This window comes from Nostoc sp. C052, from assembly GCF_013393905.1.
GTDB lineage: Bacteria > Cyanobacteriota > Cyanobacteriia > Cyanobacteriales > Nostocaceae > Nostoc.
In genome coordinates, this window is record NZ_CP040272.1 from 1,779,772 (window position 1) to 1,803,843 (window position 24,072).

Here is a 24,072-nt window from a genome sequence, read left to right on the forward strand (position 1 = left end):
TAGCTAAGAATTTTTGACTACCCTTATTTTATCTCCTAAAATACAGCAACCAACTGGTCACATCAGCATGTAGGATTGAAAAATATTAATTTTCCGGCTTTTGCTGATGAACAATGCATTTAGTGCCTGGCAAGAATGGCTAACAGTATTTGCTTATCTAGGTTTTACCGTCTTCATTATCTGGCGTGTGTTTACCGCCGAGAAGAATTAAAAAAGCTACATATCATCTCACCAGGGCCTTTTTGCTCAAAGGGCAAAACAGTTCCACCCTGTTGAACCTTGAATCGCTCACGGCAATTGTAAACCTCGGTAGGTCTTTTTACTCCATCTACACTAATGGCTGCCTTGTATTCCCAATAATTTTTTGCACTTCGGCTGATACTGAGAATGCAAATTTGGTGGTGTAGTCGTAGCCCATCGTAGACATCGTAATTGCGGCATACATCTGCAAAAGCCGGATGTACTACGGAGGAAAATTGTAGTAATAGTAACACAAAAAATATTATGTATCTAATTCTGTCCATAAAAAATTATTTAATTACAGCTATTTTCAGGTAAATAGACCACGGGGTAGGGGCATAGCAATGCTCATTAGTGTCAACTTAACGTGAAACCGCTTGTCCGCCGGGAATTGAAATTCCCGTCTCATAGCTAAAGTCATCTGAAGATGACTAAATATCGCCAAAAATCTCCAGTCTACTTCAGTAGACTTAAGCTATTAGCCCGAAAATTTATTTTTGAAGTAATAAGTAATACTCATTACTTATTAAGTATTACTCATTTATTTATGTCCGGGCGGATATGGAAGCTAACAGATAAGCTATTTCCAGCTTAAGTTGACACCTATGAGCAATGCTGTGCCCTTAGGATTTTTCCTAATTTGATAGACCAGAGATTGTATGTTCCCTAGCACAAAAAATATGGCAAGCACTAGCAAAAAGGCTGATACTACCATAAATGCTATTTTTCGCTCAAGTTTACTAAGCTAAATTGAACCATGCTCAAACACCTCCTCTACTTTGAGGGTAGACATCTAGTGCATCTGTTCATGTACCATACCCTAATACCAATTCGTAATATCCTTCTCCTACAGGAGACGCTACGCGAACGGGAAGCCACATTTTGTGCATCTACGTAATTGAGAAAGTCAGATTACACCTAGCTAGGTTTTCGCCGTTTATATCTGTAGTCTTAGTTTGGAAAGTTGAAATAACAGAATGTGCAAAAAAAGTCAGTCGTAAGGACTATAAAATTGCAACCAAAAAGAAATTTTGAGCAATCTTGGATTACACGCTGTTTTGCAGCAATACTGCTCTTTGGTCAGGTGTGGCTACATTTACTCCAAGGAAAAACATACTATCGTAAAATTCTGCAACATCTCGTGACTGCTGGGCCAGGTTCTATCTATCCAGTTCTTCTTGTCAGTGGTTTTGCCGGAATGATTTTTACTATTCAGACGGCGAGGGAATTAGTCAGATTTGGGGCTGTCGATGCAGTGGGAGGTGCTTTTGCCTTAGCTTTTTGTAGAGAATTAGCTCCAATTTTGACCGCTAGTATTATGGCAGGACAAGTAGGTTCTGCTTTTGCAGCAGAAATAGGTGCAATGCGAGTTACCGAGCAAATTGATGCACTTTATATGCTCAAAACTGATCCAATTGATTATCTAGTACTTCCTAGAGTAATTGCTTGTTGTTTGATGGTGCCTTTGATGACGATTTTAGCTTTAGTTACAGGCATTATCGGTGGAATTTTTGCCGCCTCACAGTTTTACCAAATTATTCCCGAAACATTTTTAGAATCAGTCAGAAATTTTTTACAGCCGTCAGATTTGTTTATTATTTTACTAAAAGGGTTTATTTTTGGAGTACTGGTTGCTGTCATTGGCTGTAGTTGGGGTTTAACTACTAGAGGGGGAGCAAAAGAAGTAGGAGAATCGGCAACAAAAGCAGTTGTTACTAGTTGGGTGTCAATTTTTATCATGGATTTTTTCCTCTCTCTGTTGCTGTTTGAACAGCCTGCATTTTGAACCTAAGTATTGAACTGGGAATTGGGGATCGGAGTCTCTTAAGATAAGTACGTGGATTCAGACCCCAACCAAAATATTGAACCTCACACGACTCAAGATCGTGTGAGGTTCAAAAGTAATACTGATTCTGAATCGTTGGCACAGCCCGCAGCAGATATCGCTAGCTTTTTTGGGTAGACTTCATGACGTTAGGGAAATGTGGGAATATATTAACTTATAAATTAGCCCACCCAAAGCTAAACCTCCCAATGAAAAGATAGACGCAGTGGAAAAGGCTAACCCTTCCCTAAGACCGGCTCTTTGAAAGTCTATCCTGACTAATATAGTCGCTGAAATGATGAGTAAGGTATCAAGAAATACCCGAAACCAGGCAATCATGATAAAAAATAAAAAAGCTGCTAAGACGGCAACACCGAAAGTCCTGGTATTTGATTTAAGTAAAATACTGTAATAGTATGTCATCTTCGGCCAAGGAGCGGTCAAGGTTACGATTAAAAGCAAGATAGCAACTACAGTTACCACCCACACAAATAGAGGGGCACGAGTTTCAGATATTACCCAGCCCAAAGTACTATAACTAAGCAGTACTAGCGCCAGGGAGACCCAAGGAACTCTTTTCAAAATTGACATGGGTTAATATTCCTAGTACAGGGTCAAGATTTTATTCGATAACTAACAATAACTAAGTGTAGTAACTCAAGACTTGATTTTGCTTGAGGGCTTGCTCAGTTTATGATGGCTGTCCTTCCTCAAGGATATCCCAGTATAAAAGGAGTTTTTCAGGATGTGGGTATCAATGAGACAAGAAACCAGAAGTTTTTGCAGATGAAATTATGTAGATTTTGGTTATATAGCTTAAACTGGTAAGTCTATCATCATATTTTCTTATAGCTTCAATCAATAGGCTGTTATGCTCTTCCCAAGAAAGCCAAACAAGTTTGTCGATAATTGCGGTACAAAGTAGTTAAATATGTTGTTAAAGATTTGTAAACTGTTAGCAGCCGAGTAGCCGCGTGTCACATCTTGTTTAAGGAATTATCATGAGACAACTTGTTATTGCTGAACGCGTATGCCTCATTGGTCATATCGTGTCAAAAGCCTTTGGACTAGTAGGGATGCTACTGGTCGTACCTAATGCCGAAATAATTTTAAACTCATCGCAGGTTGGAGAAACTGCCATAGAGTTAAGTATGGCTGGCGGTGGTGTCGTGGATATCATCTTGGGGACAATAGCTGTCTCTATTTATGCTTACCGGACGTTGGGATTAGGAACTTGGCTAGCATTTATGTTGCCGGCTGTGTTTATCTCCTTGGGGAGTGAACTACTGGGAACTAGTACAGGATTTCCATTTGGTGATTATAGTTACTTGAGTGGTTTGGGTTATAAAATTGGGGGGCTAGTTCCTTTCACAATTCCTTTATCTTGGTTCTATGTTGGGCTGTCGTCTTACTTAATTGCTAGAACTGGTTTGAAAGTGGCTCAAAAACCCAGTTGGGGACGCCATATTGCTGCGATAGCTGTTGGTGCTTTACTCTTCACTTGCTGGGACTTTGCCCTTGAGCCAGCTATGAGTCAATCTTCTTTGCCCTTCTGGTATTGGGAAGAACCAGGAGCTTTTTTTGGGACACCTTACCAGAACTATGCAGGTTGGTTTGGTACTAGCGCCCTGTTTATGAGTGTGGCAGGATTATTGTGGAGAAATACCTCGATTAAATTAGAGCGATCGCAACTTAATCTGCCCTTAGTAGTTTATTTAACTAACTTTGGCTTCGCTGCCGGTCTTAGCTTGGCAGCTGGGTTCTCTATCCCTGTGTTACTCGGTTTATTGCTAGGTGTAACTCCTGCCGTAGCGCTGTGGTTCAGGAGTTCAACCACACTAACTGAAGTTACTTTTGAACCAGTAACCAAAGAAGTATCAGTAGCCAAGGTTGAAGTTGCCTTGAAATAAGTCTATTTGGGATTGGGGACTGGGGAGCGGGAAGAAGCAAGGGAGCAGGGAGCAAGGGAGAAGAGTTTTCTCTTCTGCACCCCCCCTCTGCCTCTTTTCAATGCCCCACGACCAATGCCCCACGACCAATGCCCAATGAATAATGAATAATAACACCGCTTTGATAGTAGAAAGCGCTATTTCCCTTTTTTTGCTACTTATCCAATTACCAGCAACGGCGATTCTGTTTTCGCGCCTATTAAAGGGGCCAAGACGGCATCCTCCAATAGAACCCCAACAGCCAACACCTGAGCTTTTGGGTAAGGTTAGCGTAGTTGTTCCTACACTCAACGAGGCACTTCGCATTAGCCCTCTGTTGGCTGGTTTAAGTCAGCAAAGCTATGAAGTTCGGGAAATTATGGTTGTAGACAGTAAGTCAAGTGATGGTACTCCTGACTTGGTAAAAACCTCACAGCAGAAAGATCCGCGCTTTCGCCTGATGACAGATGATCCCTTACCCTCTGGTTGGGTGGGGCGACCTTGGGCTTTGCATAACGGTTTTCTATATAGCTCAGAAGCGAGTCAGTGGTTTCTGGGGTTGGATGCTGATATCCAACCACATCCTGGTTTAGTGGCTGGTTTAGTGAAGACAGCCGAAGCACAAGGCTATGACCTTGTTTCCCTTTCACCCCAATTCATCCTCAAATATCCTGGGGAGTGCTGGCTACAACCGGCTTTGTTGATGACTCTACTTTACCGATTTGATCCAGCGGGGGTCAATACAGAGCAGCCAGAAAGGGTAATGGCAAATGGGCAATGTTTTTTGTGTCGTCGCTCCGTTTTAGCGGCTGTAGGTGGTTATAGCAGTGCGAAGAGTTCTTTTTGTGATGATGTTACCTTGGCACGAAATATTGCTGCTCAAGGGTATAAGGTAGGCTTTTTAGACGGCGCAAAGGTGCTAAAGGTAAGGATGTATGAAGGGGCAATGGAGACGTGGAAGGAATGGGGGCGGAGTCTCGATCTTAAGGATGCGACTTCTAGTTCTCAGTTGTGGGGAGATTTATGGCTACTCACATCTGTTCAAGGTCTACCCCTGTTAATTATTCTCACTTTTTTGTTGATTTCTCCCCCACTCTCACATTCGCCCACTCCCCCACTCCTGCTGCTGGGACTAAATTTATTCCTGCTGGTAATTCGCTTTGCTATGCTGATAGCGATCGCACCTTCCTACGATCGCACAAGCGCTAAAGGCGGCTGGTTGTTCTGGCTTTCCCCTTTTGCCGATCCCTTAGCTGTACTGCGAATCTTCTTATCTGCATTCCACACGCCGCGCGAGTGGCGAGGACGCAAGTATATATAGCGGGGCATTGGGCATTGAAAAGAGGCAGAGGGGCGGGGTGCGGAGGGGAAAACTCTTCTCTCTCCCTTGTCTCCCTTGTCTCCCTGCCCCCATCGGTGAGAGGTTAAGGTTATAGAGCTTTTGTCAATAAGCAATAGTACTTAAAATTTGGGGGAAAATGGGGCTAATCAACAGAATTTTTGGGCTAGCGATCGCGTCATATTTAAAAGGATCATTCGTTCTTGCATCCAAATTCAGTAGAAAGCTTTATTTAATACTCACTTTTTTAGCAAATTTTCCGCAGAGTTACTAATTGACAAAAATGATTTCGTCTTAACCTCTCACGAATGCCCTGCCCCCTACTCCTCTTCACCTCCTACTTGATCCCCGCGTTCCAACTCCCAAAGAATTTGATTTCCTTCACGGCGTACCCGTGACACTATCCAGTTTCGCCAGCGCCATTGATCTCCACGACTGGTGACAGCACTGGCATGGACATCCATCAAGTCTGCTAACTCAGAACTGGTGATTAAGTATCCTTTTTCAGAAATTTCGTCAGCTATACGCAGAGTTTCGACCAAGCTGCGGAGTTGCGAAACCCTCATTTCTGGCGGTTTTTCATCGGTTACGGCCGCAGTTGGCCCAGTTGATGGTTCCATAACGGTTATTTCTGGTGCAGAAGTACTGATTTTTTGCGGACTTTGGTTAATTATTCTAGAGTTTTTTTCATAATCAGCTACTTTTGCTACATTTAGTTCATTTGTGGAAGGTAAAGATTTATAAAAATCTGTAGAAGATAATTGTTGTAGGGAAGGGGTTTTGCCACTTGCATAGGTGCGAGCGATCGCATCACAACGTTCGTTACCTATGTTACCAGAATGTCCCCGGACGTGTTGCCATTTTACCTGTTGGGTATTGAGTTCATCTAAGATTTCTAAAAGGTCTTGGTTTTGGACGGGTTTACCATCTGATTTTTTCCAGCCTTTCTTTTTCCAGCCTTTCACCCACTTGGTAACGCAGTTAATCAGGTATTCGCTATCGGTATGAAGGGTGATGGGTTCTGCTTGTTGAGATGTTTGCAGGAATTGAAGTGCAGCGATCGCAGCCTGCATCTCCATTTTATTATTAGTGGTATGAGGGGATGCATCGCCTATTTCGTGGATTGAGCCATCGCTGAAGTAGATGACTACACCCCAACCGCCAGGGCCAGGATTACCAGTGCAAGCACCATCGGTGTATATACTTTGAATTTTGGGTTGGGTGGGCATGGTTTGGGTATCGAACCGCGAAGGACGCTAAGGACGCTAAGGAAAGAGTTATTAGCGGCATTTTGTTAATAATATCCAGGTTATTATACTGATAAACTTTTCCTTTAGTTCTAGAATCGCTTGCCCAAATAGCAATCTCTAAAACTGATATTCAATTGCGTTTTTTTGTAGTGCTTCTTTACGTTCACTCCGAACGATAGGCAAGGCGGAGACTTTGGATTAAAATCATCAAAGATGCGATCGCCATTAATCCGCCCCAAAACCAGTAAGGTAAAAGCAAATATCGCTGCATTTGCGCTGTATCAGAAATTCCAAGGGGGCCAGCAGAACTACTAAATAGATAATCAAGTTGATGGTACGTACTTACACAAGCTTGTACACCCAGAAATTGAATAGCAAAACCTTGCGCCCAACGAGGTGCTTTCAGGGCGATACCTAAGATTATTAAACCCAGCAAGGGAATTGCCACCAATCCAAACCAGGAACGCACCCAAATTAATGTCGAAAATAGCAGAAAACTCCCTAATATTTTTAAACTCAAGGAAGCTGCTGTAAAACTGCGGGAAGCCAGAATCAAAGCTGCACCAGCAATAGGTGGCCCCATTGGCCCTGCGGCTGCAATTATTGCCGGGCCAATTGGCCCCAATAACGACCGGATGCCATAAGTTGCAACACCGGAACCATTGCTAAAAATCTGCAATTTCTGGAACTGTCCCCCTAATAGCAGTGCCATTAAGCCGTGACCCATTTCATGAAACCAAGTTGCCAGAATGGTAAATGGGTATAAGATATAGTCACCTCCTGGTATTTGCCACAATAAAGCAGTTGCGATCGCTGCGGCAACTAGCCAGGTAAGTCCCATACGTTCAACAACTGGCGGGGCTTCTTTGGTAAGTAAGGTTTCAAAATTTTTACTTGATTCCCTCATAGGACACTTGATTTTAGATTTTAGATTTTAGATTTTAGATTTTAGATTATTCCCCCGATTAATTCGTGGGGCATTCAATTTTGGATTTTAGATTATTCCTTCAATCTAAAATCCAAAATTTAAAATTGACGGCGTATTTTCATCTATCCTAATGTAATTATTGAAGTATTAGAGTTGCTGAGGAATGCAACAATTCGCACATCGAAGCGACGGCTGTAAACTATGGCGCTATCAAGAACAACATAGCCATCCGTCGCTTGTCTGATGCAGTTTATTTGTTTCTCCTCCACAAGCGATGCTGGAGGATAGGCGGAAAATACTTAGACTGATATCACAATTGAGCGAAAATCAGTTAAGCAAGTTGAAAGAGAAATGTCATCAAGTCTCCTTTACCTAAGCTGATGCGATCGCCTGGTCGCAAGCGATGACGGTTGCCTGGTAAAAGTGGCAAATTATTAATATAAGTGCCATTAGAACTTCCCACATCCTCTACATAGTGAGCATCTCCCTCGACGCGAATATCTGCATGAATCCGCGAGACAATTTCTGAATTAGTAAATCCTGAAACATCTATATCAGGGGGAATCCGGTCATTGGGTTTACCGATATGAACCACAGAGAGATTTTGCGGCAATTCAATTAAGCGATCGCTTTGAACGTGGATTAACCGCGCTGTAACCTGCTGCAATTGCGTTCTAGCAGCAGTTGCAGTTGTTGCTGGTGGCGGGGATACTTCGGCTTCAGAGGTCGGTTCTGGTTCCAAAGGTGGTGGAGTAGGAATACTTTGTACAGAAACTACAGGTTGAATCGCGATGGTTGGCGCTGGTTCTGGCGGGCTGGTTGGTGTAACAGGTATCTGTGGCGCTGGTTCTGGGGGAACTGCTACCTCTGTTGGTGGTAAAGATGATTCGGGGGGACGGGAGTTAGTAGATTCGTCGATTCCCAAAGCATTTGGTTGTAAAAGTTCTAGCAGTGGATCGGGTGGTACTAACGGCGGTACTTCCACAGAAATATCTGGAGTGACTGTTGTAGCTACTGCTGTATGAACATGTGGAACTCCTGCTGAGTGAAGGTTATAGCCACACTGACCGCAAAATGCAGCATCTGCCTGCACAGTTGCCCCACAACTGGGACAATTAGTAGTCGCGGGTAACGGTGTATAACAAGCTTCACATTGGACAGCACCATCAGGGTTGGGATGATTGCAATTAGGGCAGACGATCATCGATATTTAGCCTTTGTTCAAGATCATCATAAATATAGGTAGGACTGGCAAGCAGAGGGCGGCCCTAACTTTAGATTCTAGCAATTACTGCTAATGAAACAATGAATTGGACACTGTTACGCAGGGGGCAAGGGGGCAGGGGGAAGGGGGAAGGGAGCAGAGGAGGCAGGGGAGCAGGGAAAGAAAAACTATTGATTATTGCCCAGTCCCCAATACCCAATACCCAATTATTGTTGGATTTCCAAACCTGCTGCTGCATCCAGCAGCCACCAAAGTTCTCCTTGGGGCCGAATTAAGCGGGATGGGTAAGTGAAATCATCGGCCACAGGTGCAAAGATTTGCGCTAAAGCTGGTCGTTTATTAGCACCAGCAACCAGAAAAATTACGCTGCGAGCAGAGTTGATGAAGGGGTAGGTGAAAGTGATCCTGGGGTTTCCGTCTTTGTTACCGACAGTAACTAGGCGATCGCGTACTTTGAGAGCCTCTGTGTGGGGAAACAAAGATGCAGTATGTGCATCATCACCCATTCCTAGTAATACTACATCCAACGCGGGAAACTCAACCCCAGGAGAATTGAAAAATTCTTTGAGATGTTGTTCATACTTGGCAGCAGCTAGCTCTGGATTGGCTTCTAAAGTCGATACGGGGTGAATGTTAGCTGCTGGGATATCAACACGATCTAGCCATGCACGACGCGTCATCAGTTCATTGCTATCGGGGTGATCTGGTGGTACGTAGCGCTCATCTCCCCAGAATATATGAATTTTATCCCAAGGTAATTTTTGAGTAGCGATCGCTTCGTATAACGGTTTAGGTGTACTGCCACCAGACAAGGCGATGGTAAACTGCCCACGCTGCTCAATGGCAGTTTCTAGCTTAGACAGAATTAATTTTAGCGCTCGTGCAACCAGCGCCGGCTGATCCGGTAGAACTTCAATGGTTTTGTTCATGGCTTCATCATCATATTGCTGGCTTCCAGCAATACCATACCGAACTTATTACAATCCCCCTTTTTAACTTTTGAAATATTTAACATAGTCCATATAAGTAGGCTAGAAAAATGTAGATGCTCATTATCACCTTCAACCCTAAGTTGTCAGTCGTCAGTCGTACTAACTACTAACCAGTCTGATGATTATTTTATTTACATCCAGTTACTTGATACTTGGTTGATTAACGCCACAAAGAATACATTTATTAATTCTTATTAAAAATTAATAAACCTAATTAATCACAAACAAACTTTCCCAGTCTGCGATCGCTTCGCGTTGGGCAATTAACAATTCCTGAATTCCTTTTTGGGCCACATCTAGCAATTTATCCAACTGAGTACGGCTAAAGCTGCCTTCTTCGGCTGTTCCTTGGACTTCAATGATTCCCAGATGTTGATTCATTACCACGTTAAAATCTACTGTTGCAGACACATCTTCTATGTAATTAAGATCCAAAAATGGCTCTTCCTCCAGTAATCCTACGGAAACTGCTGCAACCTGACCACACAGAGGCGATCGCTCCAACACGCCCTCTTGCAACAATTTAGAAACCGCATGAGCCAACGCCACAAATGAGCCTGTAATAGCTGTTGTCCGAGTTCCAGCGTCCGCTTGCAACACATCAGCATCAACAGTCAGCGTGCGTTCTCCCAGTGCCTCAAAATCCACTGCTGCGCGTAAGCTACGTCCAATTAAACGTTGAATTTCTTGCGTCCGTCCAGATAATTTCAATAATTCCCTTTCTTGCCGTTTTTGGGTAGCAGATGGTAGCATCCGGTACTCAGCAGTTAACCAGCCTTTACCAGTTCCTTCAAGAAACTTTGGAACTCCCTTATTAACGCTAACAGTACAAAGTACCTGAGTATCACCGCATCTTGCGAGAACAGAACCAGGGGCAAAGCGGGTGAAATTGGGGTAAAAGCTGATCGGACGTAGTTCGTAGGGAAGACGACCATCAGGACGCTGCCAAGCCATTGGAGTTGCCTCAAGTTTTACAGTACTGCCTTATAGATTACCTTAGTGTTGTAAATCTACTGGGGATTAGGGACTGGGGACTGGGGATGGTGAAGAATTTTTCCTAACTCCTAACTCTCTAAGGAATTGAAAGCAGAGTCAAAATATTTTGCTGCACCATTTCTGGTGATTGGTCGCCGTTGATGGTCAATAAGCAGCGACGGCGGTCGTAGTATTCTAAGATGGGAATGGTGCGATCGTAGAATAATTCTACACGGCGCTGCACGATTTCTGGTTGGTCATCTGGTAGCGATCGCCCCAAGGATCGACTAACCATTACCGCTTCTGGAACTTGGAGATAAATTGCCCAATCTAGCTTTTGCCCTAAATCATCCAATAAAAAATCTAATTCTTCAGCTTGGAAGGCAGTACGGGGATAACCTTCTAACACCCAATCGCAGTTAATATCTGGTTGTCTGAGGCGTATTCTGATTAATTCAACAATCATTTCGTCTGGAACTAACTCACCTTTCTGCATGTAGGGCTGTGCATGGTAACCTAGTTCACTCAAGCTAGCGTAAACCGAAAGAGAAGTTCGGGGATCGCCTTCCAACCATCGAAATTCCGGTAGGCGCTGATCTCCAGATATTGCTTCCCGTAAAATCTCGCCTGTAGAAATCAGAGGAATATCAAAGTGTCTGCAAAGCCTTTGTGCTTGAGTGCTTTTCCCCGATCCTGAACCTCCCAGAATCACCAATCTCACAACAATTTACTCCTCATCCTGTCAAATTCGCTACTAACTAAGTCTGTTTTGCCCAAATAAGTGGCAAATCTAACATTTAGCATTTAGCGATTTTCAGACGTTCTACCCAACTTGTTTAAAGAATTGGAACCGTACCTGTTATGTTTTCATTTTTACAGCGTCTTTCGGAGATAAAGACAAAAAAATTTAAATTAAAATAACTCTTGACTTCAACACAAACGTAATGTTTGACTAAGAATGCAATTTGCCAAATCCACCACACCTGTGAAAAACAGATTGATTATACACGCAAATTGACCAAAAGTTTTGTTAGTATAAACTCTTGAATTATTGTCTTTTTTAATACTTAATATTATGGTTGCCCAGCTAGAAACTCAAAGTATCAATTCAACTCTCACCCTAGCATATCCAGTTGAAGGGCTAGTACAAGTTTTCACTAGCTCTCATCGCAATTTTTTTACGAGCGTCATGGCTCAATCACTGAGAATAGCTGGACAAGGAACAACAGTATTAATAGTCCAGTTCCTCAAAGGAGGAATTCGTCAAGGACAGGATCGACCTGTACAACTAGGACAAAATTTAGATTGGATTCGCTGTGATTTGCCTCGTTGTATCGATACACCACATCTAGATGATACGGAAAACCAAGCTTTACAAAAGCTGTGGCAGTATACACAACAAGTAGTATGTGAGAGCAAGTATTCTCTCGTAGTATTAGATGAGTTAAGTTTAGCGATTAACTTTGGTTTAATTCCTGAAACGGAAGTTTTAGCATTTTTGGCAAAACGCCCTCCCCACGTCGATATTATTCTTACAGGGCCAGAGATGCCTAAGTCTCTCTTGGATGTGGCAGATCAAATTACAGAAATTCGCCGCAGTTATCGACCTTAAATCAAATAAGTGCGGATGTAAAAAGATTTATGTCATTACGTACTCCTTTCCTACGGAACGCTACGCGAACGGAGAACCCGTAGGGTACAAAGTGTTCGAGGAGCGTCTCTAAGAGTTGCAATCGCGAGAATTTGCGATTGCTGCGTTTCGCTGCGCTACACTCGCAATAACAATGGATTTTTAATTTTGTATGACTACTTAATTCAATTCAGGATATTCTAGTAATTCGGTTTGAATTAGCTGTGAAGTTGTGATTAAAAACGATATCTGGATTACTGAAATGTCTCAACAGGGTTTAATTTCGCCCTTTGAGCCAAGTTTAATCCGAAAAGTGCAAAAAGATGAGTCTGTAGCAGTTCAACCTGTAATTAGCTATGGTTTATCTTCTTATGGCTACGATATACGCCTTTCTTCGGCTGAGTTCCGCATTTTCCGCCACATTCCTGGAACTGTAGTTGATCCCAAAAACTTTAATCCCCAGAATCTAGAGCCAACAGCACTGCATACAGATCCCAGTGGCAGTTATTTTATTTTACCTGCCCATTCCTATGGTCTGGGGGTTGCTCTAGAAAAACTGGAGGTTCCTGAGAATATTACCGTAATCTGTATAGGTAAATCTACGTATGCGAGATGTGGGATAATTGCAAATTTAACACCTGCTGAAGCTGCATGGCGAGGTCATTTAACTTTAGAGTTTTCTAATTCTTCTAGTGCTGATTGTCGTATTTACGCTAATGAAGGCGTGGTGCAATTACTATTTTTAGAAGGTGAACCCTGCGCTATTAGTTATGAAACTCGTCAGGGAAAATATCAGGATCAGCTAGAAATTGTGACGTTAGCAAAGGTATAAATTAGTACTTTATTGATGAAATCACAGCAGTAAGATGGATTGTTAAGTCTCGATCGCAGGGTTATAATCATCTGGATTATCAAAGCCTGCAATCCAGGCGGCTGCCTGATGACAACTTTGCATATCAGGTGGAACGCGCAGGATATGAATATGTCCTGTAGAGGGACAAGTGACTTTCAAGACCATAAGCGGCTCGTCATCGTCAAAAGGAATGTAAACTAGTTGGCGTTCTCCACCAACGTCTCGATCGCGATCGCGGATCAATCCTCCCACTTGCTGCAAAAATGTTTCGTATCCCAAACGTTCAATCAGTACGCGGCGCAACTCAACATTCTCTATATTGAGAATATCCTGCCCGGTGATTGACTGGGATTCAAAGGCAACGCGTAGGCGCAGCCCGCCGAAGGCATCGTTTACCTGCACGCCTCGCCACCGTAAGACAAAACCATGCCCCGCAGATAGACTGGTAATTCCACTTCCCGCCAACTCGATCCAATAAGTAACATGGAGTCCTTTGGGAAGCGTAGTGAGGTTTACACAATCGCTGATATCAATACTTTCACAGGTTAGATTTTCAGGCAGATTGTAAAGAGCCAACGCACTGCTTAAATCTAGATGACCCAAAACACGCATACCATCCCAGGCGCGATGCTCAAGGATAAGTTTTCGAGCAACTTCAGCCGATACAGGCTCGTGACTTTCCTTGGGGCGCTGCAAAACTGGTTTATTTGGCACGCGTCCATTTGCCATCATCTTGAGCATTAATCCATCACCTCTACATAAGTATCAGGGCGATATTCACGTTGTTTCCAGACACGGTAAAGCCCTTGGGGTAATTCAATCGCCCGATGTTCTTCATGAACTAAAGTCGCACTCGGTTCTTTAACCTCAAGAAAAAGGTTACTACCATGCGCCCACAACTGAACAGCATTGGATTGCTGAATGCGATGGCTGTGTCCTGTAATTTCACCATGAGCGAGAGTAGCACCTACGCGCTTTTGAGCAGCGACAGGCAAGGTAACAATACGTTTGATCAAAACGTCGCCATGTCTGTAAAGAACACTACTTTGATTAGCTTGGGAGTTATTGCTGTTGTTAAACATTTTTCTATGATAACAATACCTTTCTCATGATATTAGGAGTAACCCTCAATACTGTTCGGTTAAGACAAGAGACGCGATGAATCGCCGTCTCTACAATAATTAGGGACTGACAAATAAAAAAATATCCAATTAACTCTTTAATCAGTCGAGGATTCAGACTCATTACTGCTTCAAGACTACTTAGAGAAATTTGCCTTTGAGGGAAAATTTTTCGATTTACTGAAATTATGTAGAAATTGGAGTTCAGATGCAGTGAGATCGCGCCATTGACCCAATTGTAGGTCATCTAATTTTAGGTGAGCTATGCTGACCCTGACCAGTCGCAAAGTCGGAAACCCTACAGCCGCAGTCATCCGACGTACTTGGCGGTTTTTTCCCTCTGTCAAAGTCATTTCTAGCCAAGCTGTCGGTATATTTTTGCGAAATCTAATCGGCGGTGTGCGTTCAGGTAACTGTGGTTCTTCGGGTAAAAGCATAACTTCTGCTGGTTGAGTGCGGTAATCTTGAATTTCCACACCTGTTTGCAACCTTTGGATAGCAGAAGCATCTGGAATTCGCTCTACCTGTACCCAGTAAGTACGTTTATGACCAAAACGCGGATGGGCAAGGCGATGTTGCAATTGTCCATCGTTTGTTAACAGTAGCAATCCTTCACTATCCCAGTCTAAACGTCCTACAGGATAGACATCAGGCACATCAATATAGTCTTTGAGGGTGCTGTGGGTGGGAGCATCTTTTGTAAATTGGCTAAGAACACCATAAGGTTTGTAAAAAATAATATATCGGTAATGATTAGTCATTAGTCATTTGTCAATAAACTTGTTCAAGGGACTTCCAGAATATTAAAGATGCGTTACCCAGAACCTTTGTAGAGACGTAGCACTGCTACGTCTCTACATTCTTTTTCGGAGATGTCTAATAGTTTTAACTTGTCTTCCTCATCTCCCCCTGCTCTCCACTCTCCATAACATGAGTTTTGCTGGGCAAAATTCTCCAAGGATTTGGGCATCCTAATAAAAACGATATAGTGAAGGGTTGATTATGCCAAGTTCTAAGATGTGCCGACGGTCTTTTTTGTTTTTAGGAGGTGCTGTCTTGGCACAAGGATTAACATTGGCACTCCCCGCAACCGCTCAAACTGTACAGGTGAAGAGGGGGAAGGTAAATGGTTTCTCTTTTTATCAAACTATTATTGACCTTACTGATCCCAAAACTTTCATTACTATTGGTTTAGCCAATAATGCAACTTTGGCTAATACTAATCAAAAAACTAGTGGTGATGAAGAATTTAACAACCTAGTGGCTCGTCATCGCGCTGCTGTCGTTGCTAATGGTACTTTTTTTGCCAAGAATTCTCAGAAAACAGTGATGGGTAATATGGTAGCGGCAGGGAGATTCCTGAAATACAGCCAGTGGGAAAATTTTGGCACTACTTTGGGGTTACGAGTTGGCAATAAACCGGAGATGGTGACAGCACGGGTTGATGGTAAACCGCAATGGAATCAACATTGGTTGTCTATCACCTGCGGGCCTCGGCTGTTGAGACAGGGACAAATTTGGCTGAAGCCGGATGTTGAGGGATTTAAAGATCCTCATGTTTTAGGTACTGGCGACCGAACTGCGATCGGGTTTCCTGCTGATGGTACAAAGCTATTTTTGATAAATTTTGATAGTGGTTTAACTTTACAGCAAGAAGCGCAAGTGATGAAAGCGATCGGCTGTTACGAAGCGATGAACTTAGATGGTGGTGCATCAAAAGCCTTTGCTGCTAGTGGTAAAATTTTAGTCCCCGCTGGACGCCCACTAACTAATGTGATTGTTGTTTATGATAGCAAGAATCCTGCTCCTGTTGATTTACAACAGTCATGGGTAAGGTTTCAAAAAGGCGATCGCCCCATAATACCTGGTGCTTAAAAAGTAGATAATATTACTTTGTGGAAGGCGCTCTTAGTGAGAAGCGATCGCCTCTACGATCTTTTAGTGCAGATTTGTTAATTATGTACCTACCTAATTTGCGTAAATAGTCATGTTTTTTACCGAGTCCCTTGTCTTTAAGCTGTGATGATGTTGGATGCTTCGGCAATAGGCTCAACTTGTATGGGTGCTACTTTCTCCTCAAAGGTAGCTAAATCAAACCAAAAGGTAGTACCAACGCCGACTTCACTCACTAGATGAACTTTACTACGATGTCTGTCAATGATGTTTCTGACAATCGATAAACCTAAACCAGTGCCTTCTAGAGTGTGAACTCGGTTTTCGACGCGAAAGAAGCGTTCAAAAATTGAGTGTTGATCTTCTGTGGCGATGCCAATTCCAGTATCAGAAATTTCAATCCGCACTGGAGCAGATTGGGTATGACTGGGCTTGAAATCTAGTTGGTAGGCACGGATTACTACTTTACCACTGGCTTTTGTGAATTTAAGGGCATTGCCAATCAGATTGCCAAACACTTGTACTAACAGATCGTAATTACCTAAAACTAGCGGTAAATTAGGGGCAACTTCCTGAAGCAGTTCAACACCTTTATCTTTTGCATTGAGTTGGTAAGTACGTAGGGTTTGCTCGATCGCTTGGGCTAAATCTACGCCGTCGAAGCTGTAGCTGCGACCAGATTCGAGTTTTGACAAATCCAAAACATCGTTAACTAGGCGGGTTAAGCGATCGGTTTCATGGTTCACGGTTTGCAAAAACTCTTGCCGTTCTTGTAAAGCTAAGTCTTCGCCGTAGTCATGCAGGGTTTCAATATAAGTTTTGATGTTAAATAGAGGCGTTCGCAGTTCGTGAGAAACGTTGCTGATAAATTGACTTTTTGCATCGTTTAGTTCTACTTCACGGGTTATATCTTGAATAGTAATCGCAATGCCTTTGATGCTTTCCCTTTGCAGGTTGAGTACTGTAGTCAAGAGAATGCGGATTGTTCGGGGGGTGGGTTGGTTAATAAAAATTCGGAATTCGGCGCTTTCGCATTCCCCTGCTGCCATTTCGTACAAGGGACGGGTGATTTCCATTTGTACAGATGGGGGTAAGTGATGTAAGACATTGTTACCTACTACATCAGCGGCTTCCCAGCCAAAAATCCGTTGTGCTGTGGGGTTGACTAAAATCACCTGCATGTTGTTATCAATCAACACAGCACCATCTGCGATTGTTGAAACTAGGGTTTCTAACTTGGCTTTTTCTGCGGTCAGTTCCTCAATATTCTGTTCTTCATAACGCTCTAATCGCTCTCCCATTTCGTTAAAGCTTAAAATTAATTCCCCCAGTTCGCCCCCTAAAGGTAAATCAATGCGTTGCTTAAAATTCCCGGTGGCAATTTGCTTTACTCCCACTAGCAGTTCTTTAATGGGCTTGGTGATGGTTAAGGCGTTAATCACTCCTGCCAAAATCACCATTACCCAAATCGTGATAAAAACAGCAATGGTGACATCGCGGGTAAAATTGGTGGAGATAACAGCAGTTTGATTGGGATTGATACCGATCGCTAATACACCTAAGTATTTCTGATTGACGATCAGAGGAATAAATACATCGGTGACTATCCCATCTGGGGTTGTGTGTTGCCGCACCATTGGTTTTTCGTCATTACCAGGGTAATCTTCTGGCAGTTGTATCCGCCGCTTAATGGTGAGGGAATTTTCTACCTCGGCTTCCCAAAAAGGAATGCCAAAAAATATTTCCCCAGTTTCATCGGCGTAAAGCATATAACGCACACTAGAGGTGCTGCTATAGAAACGTTGGGAAAATTGGGCAACCTCGGTGAGATTATTGTCAGCGACCAAGGGGGCAACGTTGGCAGCAAGCAGCAGTCCTAAGTCACGACCGAAGCGGGTGTCATTCATCCGCGCATCCTGCTGAATTGTATTCACAGCCCAGAAAGTCAAACCACTCATTACCAAGGAAACTACCATTGTGGCTACAGCCAGCAGTTTAGTCTGGAGTGTGAACTCAGACCACCAACTAGCGATCGCATCTCGAATTGTTTTTAACAGACTTAGCATCTTAAATAAAGTTGTTAGTAATCTTTGTTATAAAGCCCAACAACTAAAAAATTAACAGTTAATTCGACAAATATGTTAGGGATTGGGGATTGGGGATTGGGAATAACTATAAACTCCTAACTCCTAACTCCTAACTCCTAACTCCTAACTCTATGACCGATATCTCTCCGGTAATATATCCCCTCAAACTGAATATATTTGATACCTGCGTAGGCTTGGGCGATCGCTTGCTCAAAATTTTCTCCGATTCCAGTCACATTTAATACTCGACCTCCGTCTGTGACTATTTCTTGTTGCTGGTTTAATTTTGTACCTGCATGAAATACAGTTGCTCCTGTTGCTTCTGCTTCTTTAATGCCAGCAATCACCTGTCCCTTCTGATATTCTCCTGGATAACCACCGGAAGCGGCAACTACAGTGGCAGATGCTCCCCCTTTCCAAGCAATGGGCGGCAATTCACTCAATCGCTGTTGTACACAGGCTAGAATCAACTCTTCTAAGGGTGTTTCTAACAGTGGCAAAATTACCTGGGTTTCTGGATCGCCGAAGCGACAGTTAAATTCCAAAACTTTCAAGTCGCCATCGGGTGCAATCATTAATCCAGCATACAGCACGCCTCGGTAATCAATGCCTTTAGCTCGTAAGGTGGCGATCGCTCTTTCTAACACCTCTGTTTGAATACGTGCCATCAACTCTGTTGTCGCGATGGGTGCTGGGCTGTATGCTCCCATCCCGCCAGTATTTTCTCCTGTATCGCCGTCACAAATCCGCTTATGGTCTTGTGCTGGCAGCAAGGGTCTAATTGTCAACCCATCTGTTAACGCTAAAACTGATACCTCTTGACCAATCAAACATTCTTCAATGACGACAAATTCACCAGCACTACCAAATTGTCCCTGAAAAATCGCATCAATTGCACTTTCTGCCTCTGCAACGGTTTCAGCCACCGTTACACCCTTACCAGCCGCCAAACCATCAGCTTTTACAACAATTGGCGCTCCCTGTGATTTAACGTAAGATTTGGCTGCCGCCGCCTCCGTGAATACCGCAGCCCGTGCCGTCGGAATCCCTGCTTCTTGCATCAGGGCTTTTGCCCAAGCTTTACTCGCTTCAATTTGCGCTCCTGCTCTCACTGGGCCAAATACCATCAATCCTTTGTCTTGGAGGTAATCTGTGATTCCCTTAGAAAGGGGGACTTCTGGCCCAACAATTACCAGAGTTATGCCATGTTTGAGAGCATATTGGCTCATACCCTCGAAATCATCTACTGCTAGAGGCAAGTTCTGGCAACGTTCCATACTTGCTGTGCCCCCATTCCCTGGTACACAGATAACTTGCTCAATTTGCTTAGATTGCAACAGTTTCCATGCCAGAGCATGTTCGCGCCCCCCATTACCGACAACTAAAACTTTCACAGATTTCCTCGTGCGTTCCTTGCGAAACGAGAATGCCTTGGCGGCTCTCGCGGATCAATTTTTTCATCAATTCTCCCACTTGTGCAAGCCCCAAATACTAAAAAGGCTGAGGAGAAAGATGGAAGAAGAAATATTGATTCAAAGAGAAGGCTTTATACTGGTTTATTTACGCCGTGTTGTACTAAGGGACTTCCAAATAAAAAATATTCAATTAACTCTTGTGGGGTGGGCAACATGAGCGCCCAGTCTATAGGGCGGGCGAGACGCCCACCCCACAATATTGGATAATTTATTTCTTGGAGTTCCCTAATAATGGTGTACAAATCTAGATTTTTGCCACTTGGATTTTTTATGCTGTACTTAACCAGTTATGTATCGATGTAGCGTAGTAGTTCAAAGCAAATCTTAAATAAAAGGAAAGTAAAGGAGTGCCAAAAAAACGTCAAAAAAATGTATGGAGGAGTGAGATTAATGACATCATCAGAGGTACTTGTGGAGGTTTTTTATTTGGCATACCCTTGCTGTACACAATGGAAGTTTGGTGGATTGGATCGCGGGCCAAACCACAACTGATGATGATTGCGATCGCATTGATGTTTATTGTGGTTTACTTGCTCAATCAGATAGAAGGCTTTCGGAAACGCAGATATAGCTGGATAGCTCATCAAGCTGCAATGGATACCGTGGAAGCGATCGCGATCGGAATAGCTTGCTCTAGCTTTGTGCTGTTACTATTACGAGAATTGACACTAGAAACTTCCTTAAGGGAATCTTTAGGTAAAATCATCTTTGAAAGTGTGCCTTTCGCTATCGGTGTAGCATTAGCCAATCAGTTCTTGGGAGATACTGAAAATAGCAATGGAGAAGCACAAGCCACCGATCGAGGAAATAACCAAGGCGATGAGTTACATGCCACCTTCAGCGATTTGGGTGCAACCCTCATTGGTGCGACTGTAATTGCATTTAACATTGCTCCAACAGATGAAGTTACCATGCTCGCAGCCGCAGCCTCGCCACCTTGGGAGTTAGCAATGATCGCCACATCTTTGTTAATTTCTTATGGCATTGTATTTCAGGCAGGCTTTTCTGACCAGCAAAAACGCAAACAGCAAAAGGGAATTTTCCAACGACCATCTAGCGAAACCATTGTCTCGTACTTAGTATCATTGCTAGCAGGCGCTTTTATGCTATGGTTCTTTCAAAAGTTAACTTTTAGCGACCCTTGGACAATGTGGTTAGATCACACATTGATACTAGGTTTACCTGCAACTATTGGTGGTGCAGCTGGGAGGTTAGCAATATGACTAAAACAGAACAACAACCAGAGCGCTCAATAGCTGAGTGGGTAACATTCAGTATTGCCTCACTTATCCTAGCAATCATTGTGAGTCTAGTGGGCTACACTTGGCTGAACGAAAAAAATCAACCTCCCATCCTTTCTGTTACCAAAAAACAAACCATTCGGGAAATTGATGGTCAATTTTATGTTCCCTTTGAAGTTGTGAATACTGGAGGAGATACAGCTGAGTCAGTTCAGATTATGGCTGAGTTACTAATTGACGGCAAAATTACAGAAACAGGAGAGCAACAAATCGACTTTTTATCGAGTGGGGAAAGCGAAGAAGGCGCATTTATATTCAGCCAGAACCCGCGTCAAGGCCAGTTAAATCTGCGCGTTGGTAGCTATAAATTGCCATAATGGCGTGTGATTGAAATAAAGGTGTCGAGTAAATGGTCATTGAGTGCGCGTCGCTTAACACTCGCCATTGAAAAAACAAAGGGTTTTTGACTAAACTGGTGTCGATGAGCATCAAGCTTGGCAATATTGAGGGTAGTGAAACTAGCATTGAAATGAAAGTCAAGCTTTTTGACATCATGGGCTTGACTTTCACTTAGGCAAGTATTCTGTTTAGCATCGCGGAAGATAAATGCAAGAGTGAAAACGCAGTTTGTAAAAACGATAAATTTCGTCTACCGATTGATTAATATCTGTCGAGAATAAGACAGGGGAACTCGGTTTGTTAGGGTTACGGCAGTCGAGTAAATAGGCCAGACTAATCTTGCGTTTGAATGAAATGTGCCACACAACTGCTGTCTGGTCAAGTCCAAAGGTTTTTTCCCGCTTTTGGCAATGAATGAGCAATCCATCACGGCAATCATTGAGTGATTTTCAGATGTTGCTGCTTTGATTACTTCCGCGTTGAACTGAGTGAAATCAAACTGTTTTTTAAACTGTCGGTAATTTATATATAACAAGATATAACAAGATTCCCGACTTTTTAAATAAGTCGGGAATCTCAGCCAAGTAATTGGCAAAAAGTGTTAATTTAACGGGGTTTTACTTTACAGTAGTATTAATACTGGCGTAAAATTGCAGACAATGAACTATTTTTACGAAGATCCATCAAGTCTGCTAAAGGTTCTGTGGGCGTATCGAGGTGATGCTTGTGTTCTGCTGGTAAAACCGTCACCAGATGCTTTGTCTTGGGTTGCATCTGCATAAGGGGCATCAGTTGTGGCTGTGGCACAAAAATTGGTTGGTTCTTAGGAAGATGTGGTTCCAATTTTTGGTAATGGTTCTGTGCCAAACGTGCCTGATGGCGATTAACCTGTTTTTGGACTTTATTGCTAATCTTTGTTCGGTTGAGCATTCGGAAAATGAACAGGGAACCACTACCACAACTGAGGGCGATCGCAGCCACCATCCATAAAGGTGTAGGATTAGTGTTCTCAGAGGGCGCATTAATTGGTTCTTCAACTATAACTGGGATTTTTTCTGGTTCTTCCTGTGTTATCGGGCCGGCATTACCTAAGCTATACAGCGCAAAGGCACCACCTCCCATAAACATGGCTAAAAACCCAGTTAGCAATAGCCAAGGATGATGTACAACCAAATAGATCAGAACATTCGAGCTTTTTCTTAATCTCGATTTCCTGTTTGTCAGCTCTGGAGTAGCCCGTCTTAGTTGGGTTGGCTCGCGCTGTACATTCTGACTTTTTTCCATGATTACTTTCAGATTTGTACCCCTCTAGTCAATAAATTGTACTGGAGGAGTCAAGCATCAGGTATCCGTAACAAAAGTGTAGATTCAAGTAGCTTTTTTGTAAAATATAGGCTACCAAATCTGGCTGAATTTTGCCAAAATTCTGTATTTATTGTGACTTTTCACTGTAATAATCTGAAATCAATTCGCTTATTTTTTCCATCAACTAGGAGAATGTCTAGCGATCGCAAGTTGAATTAACCGATCAACTAATTCTGGAAAAGGAACTCCACTATGGGCCCATAGTTGAGGATACATACTAGTTGCAGTAAAGCCTGGCAACGTATTGATTTCGTTAATTAAAACTTCTTGTGTCGCTTCCACATAGAAAAAATCTACCCTTGCTAACCCCGCAGCATCAACAGCGGCAAAAGCCTGCAAAGCCATGTCTTGAACTTTACGAGCGATCGCATCTGGAATCGGTGCAGGTATCAGTAAATCTGCCCGGCCTTCAGTATATTTAGTTTCATAATCATAAAAATCGCTGTCATAAGTAATCTCTCCAACGATAGAGGCTTGGGGTTGATCATTACCTAAAACGGCACACTCAACTTCCCTGGCGACAACACCAGCTTCTACAACTAATCGGCGATCGTAACTGGCAGCACTATCTAAAGCTGCTTCTAATTCTTGGCGCGATCGGACTTTGGCAATACCCACTGATGAACCCAAATTCGCCGGCTTGACAAAAGCAGGATAACCTAATGCTGTCTCAATGTCATCACAAAGTTTCGGAAATACGCAAGGATTAGACCAAACCTGCGCTCTCGTAATCGCCTTATATTTTACCTGTGGTAGTCCCGCTTGCTCAAAGGCAATTTTCATGGCAATTTTATCCATCCCCATTGCCGAACCTAACACCCCAGAACCCACAAAGGGAACCTGCATCAAGGTAAGTAACCCTTGAATTGTTCCGTCTTCACCATTGGGGCCGTGGAGAATGGGAAACCAAATATCCACTTGGGCAACTTGAGAGGGAGATTGCCACTTACTCAGAGTTTGGGCTTGCGGGTTGGATATAAGATTTCCCTCAGAAGTTGATTCTTCCGATTCCAGTAGTGGACTACCGGTTGCTAAAACCTTTTGGGGTGCTTCTCCCGCAAGCCAACGGCCATTTTTTTGAATATAAAAAGGCAGGATTTCGTACTTGTTAGCATTTTCCTCTGCACTTAAGGCTTTAGCGATCGCCCGTGCTGAGTTGATTGAAACTTCATGTTCTCCCGAACGACCGCCAAACAGTAACCCCACGCGCAGCTTAGTCATTTTCGGTTCCTCGACACTTCTCCAGCAGATAGCGTATCATAACCTACAAAAGTTGCCATCTTTTTCTTTTATTTCTTTTACTGTT

The 24,072-nt window shown here is 43.1% G+C and carries 24 protein-coding genes; 8 read left to right on the top strand and 16 right to left on the bottom strand.

The window, feature by feature from the left end; all coding sequences use genetic code 11:
* Window positions 1-191: 191 nt before the first annotated feature.
* A complete protein-coding gene (locus tag FD723_RS07125; RefSeq protein WP_306297014.1) occupies window positions 192-494 on the bottom strand; it encodes a hypothetical protein in 303 nt (100 codons plus the stop codon).
* A gap of 758 nt (window positions 495-1,252) precedes the next feature.
* Here FD723_RS07125 and FD723_RS07130 point away from each other — a divergent pair.
* Window positions 1,253-2,026, top strand: coding sequence for an ABC transporter permease (locus FD723_RS07130; protein WP_179064693.1), 774 nt, complete (start codon window positions 1,253-1,255; stop codon window positions 2,024-2,026).
* A 180-nt stretch (window positions 2,027-2,206) separates the two neighbouring features.
* On the opposite strand, the gene FD723_RS42550 is transcribed toward FD723_RS07130, so the two are convergent.
* Complete coding sequence (locus tag FD723_RS42550; RefSeq protein WP_256875105.1) at window positions 2,207-2,656, bottom strand: hypothetical protein; 450 nt, start codon at window positions 2,654-2,656, stop codon at window positions 2,207-2,209.
* Window positions 2,657-3,066: 410 nt separating this feature from the next.
* Here FD723_RS42550 and cruF point away from each other — a divergent pair, with 410 nt between their 5' ends.
* Together cruF and cruG are read left to right on the top strand one after the other, a co-directional pair.
* Window positions 3,067-3,975, top strand: a complete 909-nt coding sequence (gene cruF / locus FD723_RS07135; protein ID WP_179064694.1) for a gamma-carotene 1'-hydroxylase CruF — start codon at window positions 3,067-3,069, stop codon at window positions 3,973-3,975.
* A gap of 142 nt (window positions 3,976-4,117) precedes the next feature.
* Complete coding sequence (gene cruG / locus FD723_RS07140) at window positions 4,118-5,314, top strand: 2'-O-glycosyltransferase CruG (protein WP_179064695.1); 1,197 nt, start codon at window positions 4,118-4,120, stop codon at window positions 5,312-5,314.
* Between the two features lie 338 nt (window positions 5,315-5,652).
* On the opposite strand, the gene rnhA is transcribed toward cruG, so the two are convergent.
* The 7 genes from rnhA to FD723_RS07175 all read right to left on the bottom strand — a co-directional run bounded on the left by rnhA (window position 5,653) and on the right by FD723_RS07175 (window position 11,423).
* Window positions 5,653-6,561, bottom strand: coding sequence for a ribonuclease HI (gene rnhA, locus FD723_RS07145; protein WP_179064696.1), 909 nt, complete (start codon window positions 6,559-6,561; stop codon window positions 5,653-5,655).
* A 184-nt stretch (window positions 6,562-6,745) separates the two neighbouring features.
* Window positions 6,746-7,489, bottom strand: coding sequence for a M50 family metallopeptidase (locus FD723_RS07150; protein WP_179064697.1), 744 nt, complete (start codon window positions 7,487-7,489; stop codon window positions 6,746-6,748).
* 143 nt (window positions 7,490-7,632) lie between these two features.
* The gene (locus FD723_RS07155) at window positions 7,633-7,779 is read right to left on the bottom strand and encodes a hypothetical protein (RefSeq protein WP_179064698.1); all 147 of its coding nucleotides are present in this window, start codon (window positions 7,777-7,779) and stop codon (window positions 7,633-7,635) included.
* A gap of 62 nt (window positions 7,780-7,841) precedes the next feature.
* The gene (locus tag FD723_RS07160) at window positions 7,842-8,714 is read right to left on the bottom strand and encodes an FHA domain-containing protein (RefSeq protein ID WP_179064699.1); all 873 of its coding nucleotides are present in this window, start codon (window positions 8,712-8,714) and stop codon (window positions 7,842-7,844) included.
* 227 nt (window positions 8,715-8,941) lie between these two features.
* Window positions 8,942-9,664, bottom strand: coding sequence for a 6-phosphogluconolactonase (gene pgl / locus FD723_RS07165; protein WP_179064700.1), 723 nt, complete (start codon window positions 9,662-9,664; stop codon window positions 8,942-8,944).
* Window positions 9,665-9,937: 273 nt separating this feature from the next.
* Window positions 9,938-10,681, bottom strand: a complete 744-nt coding sequence (gene rph, locus FD723_RS07170; RefSeq protein ID WP_179064701.1) for a ribonuclease PH — start codon at window positions 10,679-10,681, stop codon at window positions 9,938-9,940.
* Between the two features lie 118 nt (window positions 10,682-10,799).
* A complete protein-coding gene (locus FD723_RS07175; RefSeq protein WP_179064702.1) occupies window positions 10,800-11,423 on the bottom strand; it encodes a nucleoside monophosphate kinase in 624 nt (207 codons plus the stop codon).
* Between the two features lie 354 nt (window positions 11,424-11,777).
* On the opposite strand from FD723_RS07175, the gene FD723_RS07180 reads away from it, so the two are divergent.
* Window positions 11,778-12,314 carry a P-loop NTPase family protein gene (locus tag FD723_RS07180; RefSeq protein ID WP_179064703.1) on the top strand — a complete coding sequence of 179 codons (537 nt, stop codon included), beginning with the start codon at window positions 11,778-11,780 and terminating at the stop codon, window positions 12,312-12,314.
* Window positions 12,315-12,594: 280 nt separating this feature from the next.
* On the top strand, window positions 12,595-13,164 hold the full coding sequence (gene dcd / locus FD723_RS07185) for a dCTP deaminase (protein WP_218651841.1): 570 nt from the start codon (window positions 12,595-12,597) through the stop codon (window positions 13,162-13,164).
* A gap of 42 nt (window positions 13,165-13,206) precedes the next feature.
* Here dcd and FD723_RS07190 read toward each other — a convergent pair whose 3' ends face one another.
* From FD723_RS07190 to FD723_RS07200, 3 genes are all read right to left on the bottom strand, one after another.
* Window positions 13,207-13,917 (bottom strand): DUF6745 domain-containing protein, encoded by a 711-nt coding sequence (locus FD723_RS07190; protein WP_256875106.1) that lies wholly within the window; start codon window positions 13,915-13,917, stop codon window positions 13,207-13,209.
* A gap of 8 nt (window positions 13,918-13,925) precedes the next feature.
* Window positions 13,926-14,267, bottom strand: a complete 342-nt coding sequence (locus FD723_RS07195; protein WP_179064706.1) for a hypothetical protein — start codon at window positions 14,265-14,267, stop codon at window positions 13,926-13,928.
* Between the two features lie 176 nt (window positions 14,268-14,443).
* Window positions 14,444-15,067 (bottom strand): rRNA large subunit pseudouridine synthase E, encoded by a 624-nt coding sequence (locus FD723_RS07200; protein ID WP_179064707.1) that lies wholly within the window; start codon window positions 15,065-15,067, stop codon window positions 14,444-14,446.
* Window positions 15,068-15,308: 241 nt separating this feature from the next.
* On the opposite strand from FD723_RS07200, the gene FD723_RS07210 reads away from it, so the two are divergent.
* The gene (locus tag FD723_RS07210; protein WP_179064709.1) at window positions 15,309-16,181 is read left to right on the top strand and encodes a phosphodiester glycosidase family protein; all 873 of its coding nucleotides are present in this window, start codon (window positions 15,309-15,311) and stop codon (window positions 16,179-16,181) included.
* A 137-nt stretch (window positions 16,182-16,318) separates the two neighbouring features.
* Here the strand turns inward: FD723_RS07210 and nblS are convergent, their stop codons facing one another.
* Together nblS and purD are read right to left on the bottom strand one after the other, a co-directional pair.
* Entirely contained in the window at window positions 16,319-18,265 is a 1,947-nt protein-coding gene (gene nblS, locus FD723_RS07215) for a two-component system sensor histidine kinase NblS (RefSeq protein WP_179064710.1), read from the bottom strand.
* A gap of 137 nt (window positions 18,266-18,402) precedes the next feature.
* Entirely contained in the window at window positions 18,403-19,680 is a 1,278-nt protein-coding gene (purD, locus tag FD723_RS07220; RefSeq protein ID WP_179064711.1) for a phosphoribosylamine--glycine ligase, read from the bottom strand.
* A 428-nt stretch (window positions 19,681-20,108) separates the two neighbouring features.
* Between purD and FD723_RS07225 the strand changes: the two genes are divergently transcribed.
* Entirely contained in the window at window positions 20,109-20,984 is an 876-nt protein-coding gene (locus tag FD723_RS07225; RefSeq protein ID WP_179064712.1) for a TIGR02587 family membrane protein, read from the top strand.
* The gene (locus tag FD723_RS07230) at window positions 20,981-21,379 is read left to right on the top strand and encodes a TIGR02588 family protein (RefSeq protein ID WP_179064713.1); all 399 of its coding nucleotides are present in this window, start codon (window positions 20,981-20,983) and stop codon (window positions 21,377-21,379) included. The genes FD723_RS07225 and FD723_RS07230 overlap by 4 nt, the downstream gene beginning before the upstream one ends.
* A 655-nt stretch (window positions 21,380-22,034) precedes the next feature.
* Here the strand turns inward: FD723_RS07230 and FD723_RS07235 are convergent.
* Both FD723_RS07235 and FD723_RS07240 read right to left on the bottom strand, forming a co-directional pair.
* Entirely contained in the window at window positions 22,035-22,685 is a 651-nt protein-coding gene (locus FD723_RS07235; RefSeq protein ID WP_256875107.1) for a hypothetical protein, read from the bottom strand.
* 201 nt (window positions 22,686-22,886) lie between these two features.
* A complete protein-coding gene (locus tag FD723_RS07240) occupies window positions 22,887-23,987 on the bottom strand; it encodes a D-alanine--D-alanine ligase family protein (RefSeq protein WP_179064714.1) in 1,101 nt (366 codons plus the stop codon).
* Between the last annotated feature and the right edge of the window lie 85 nt (window positions 23,988-24,072).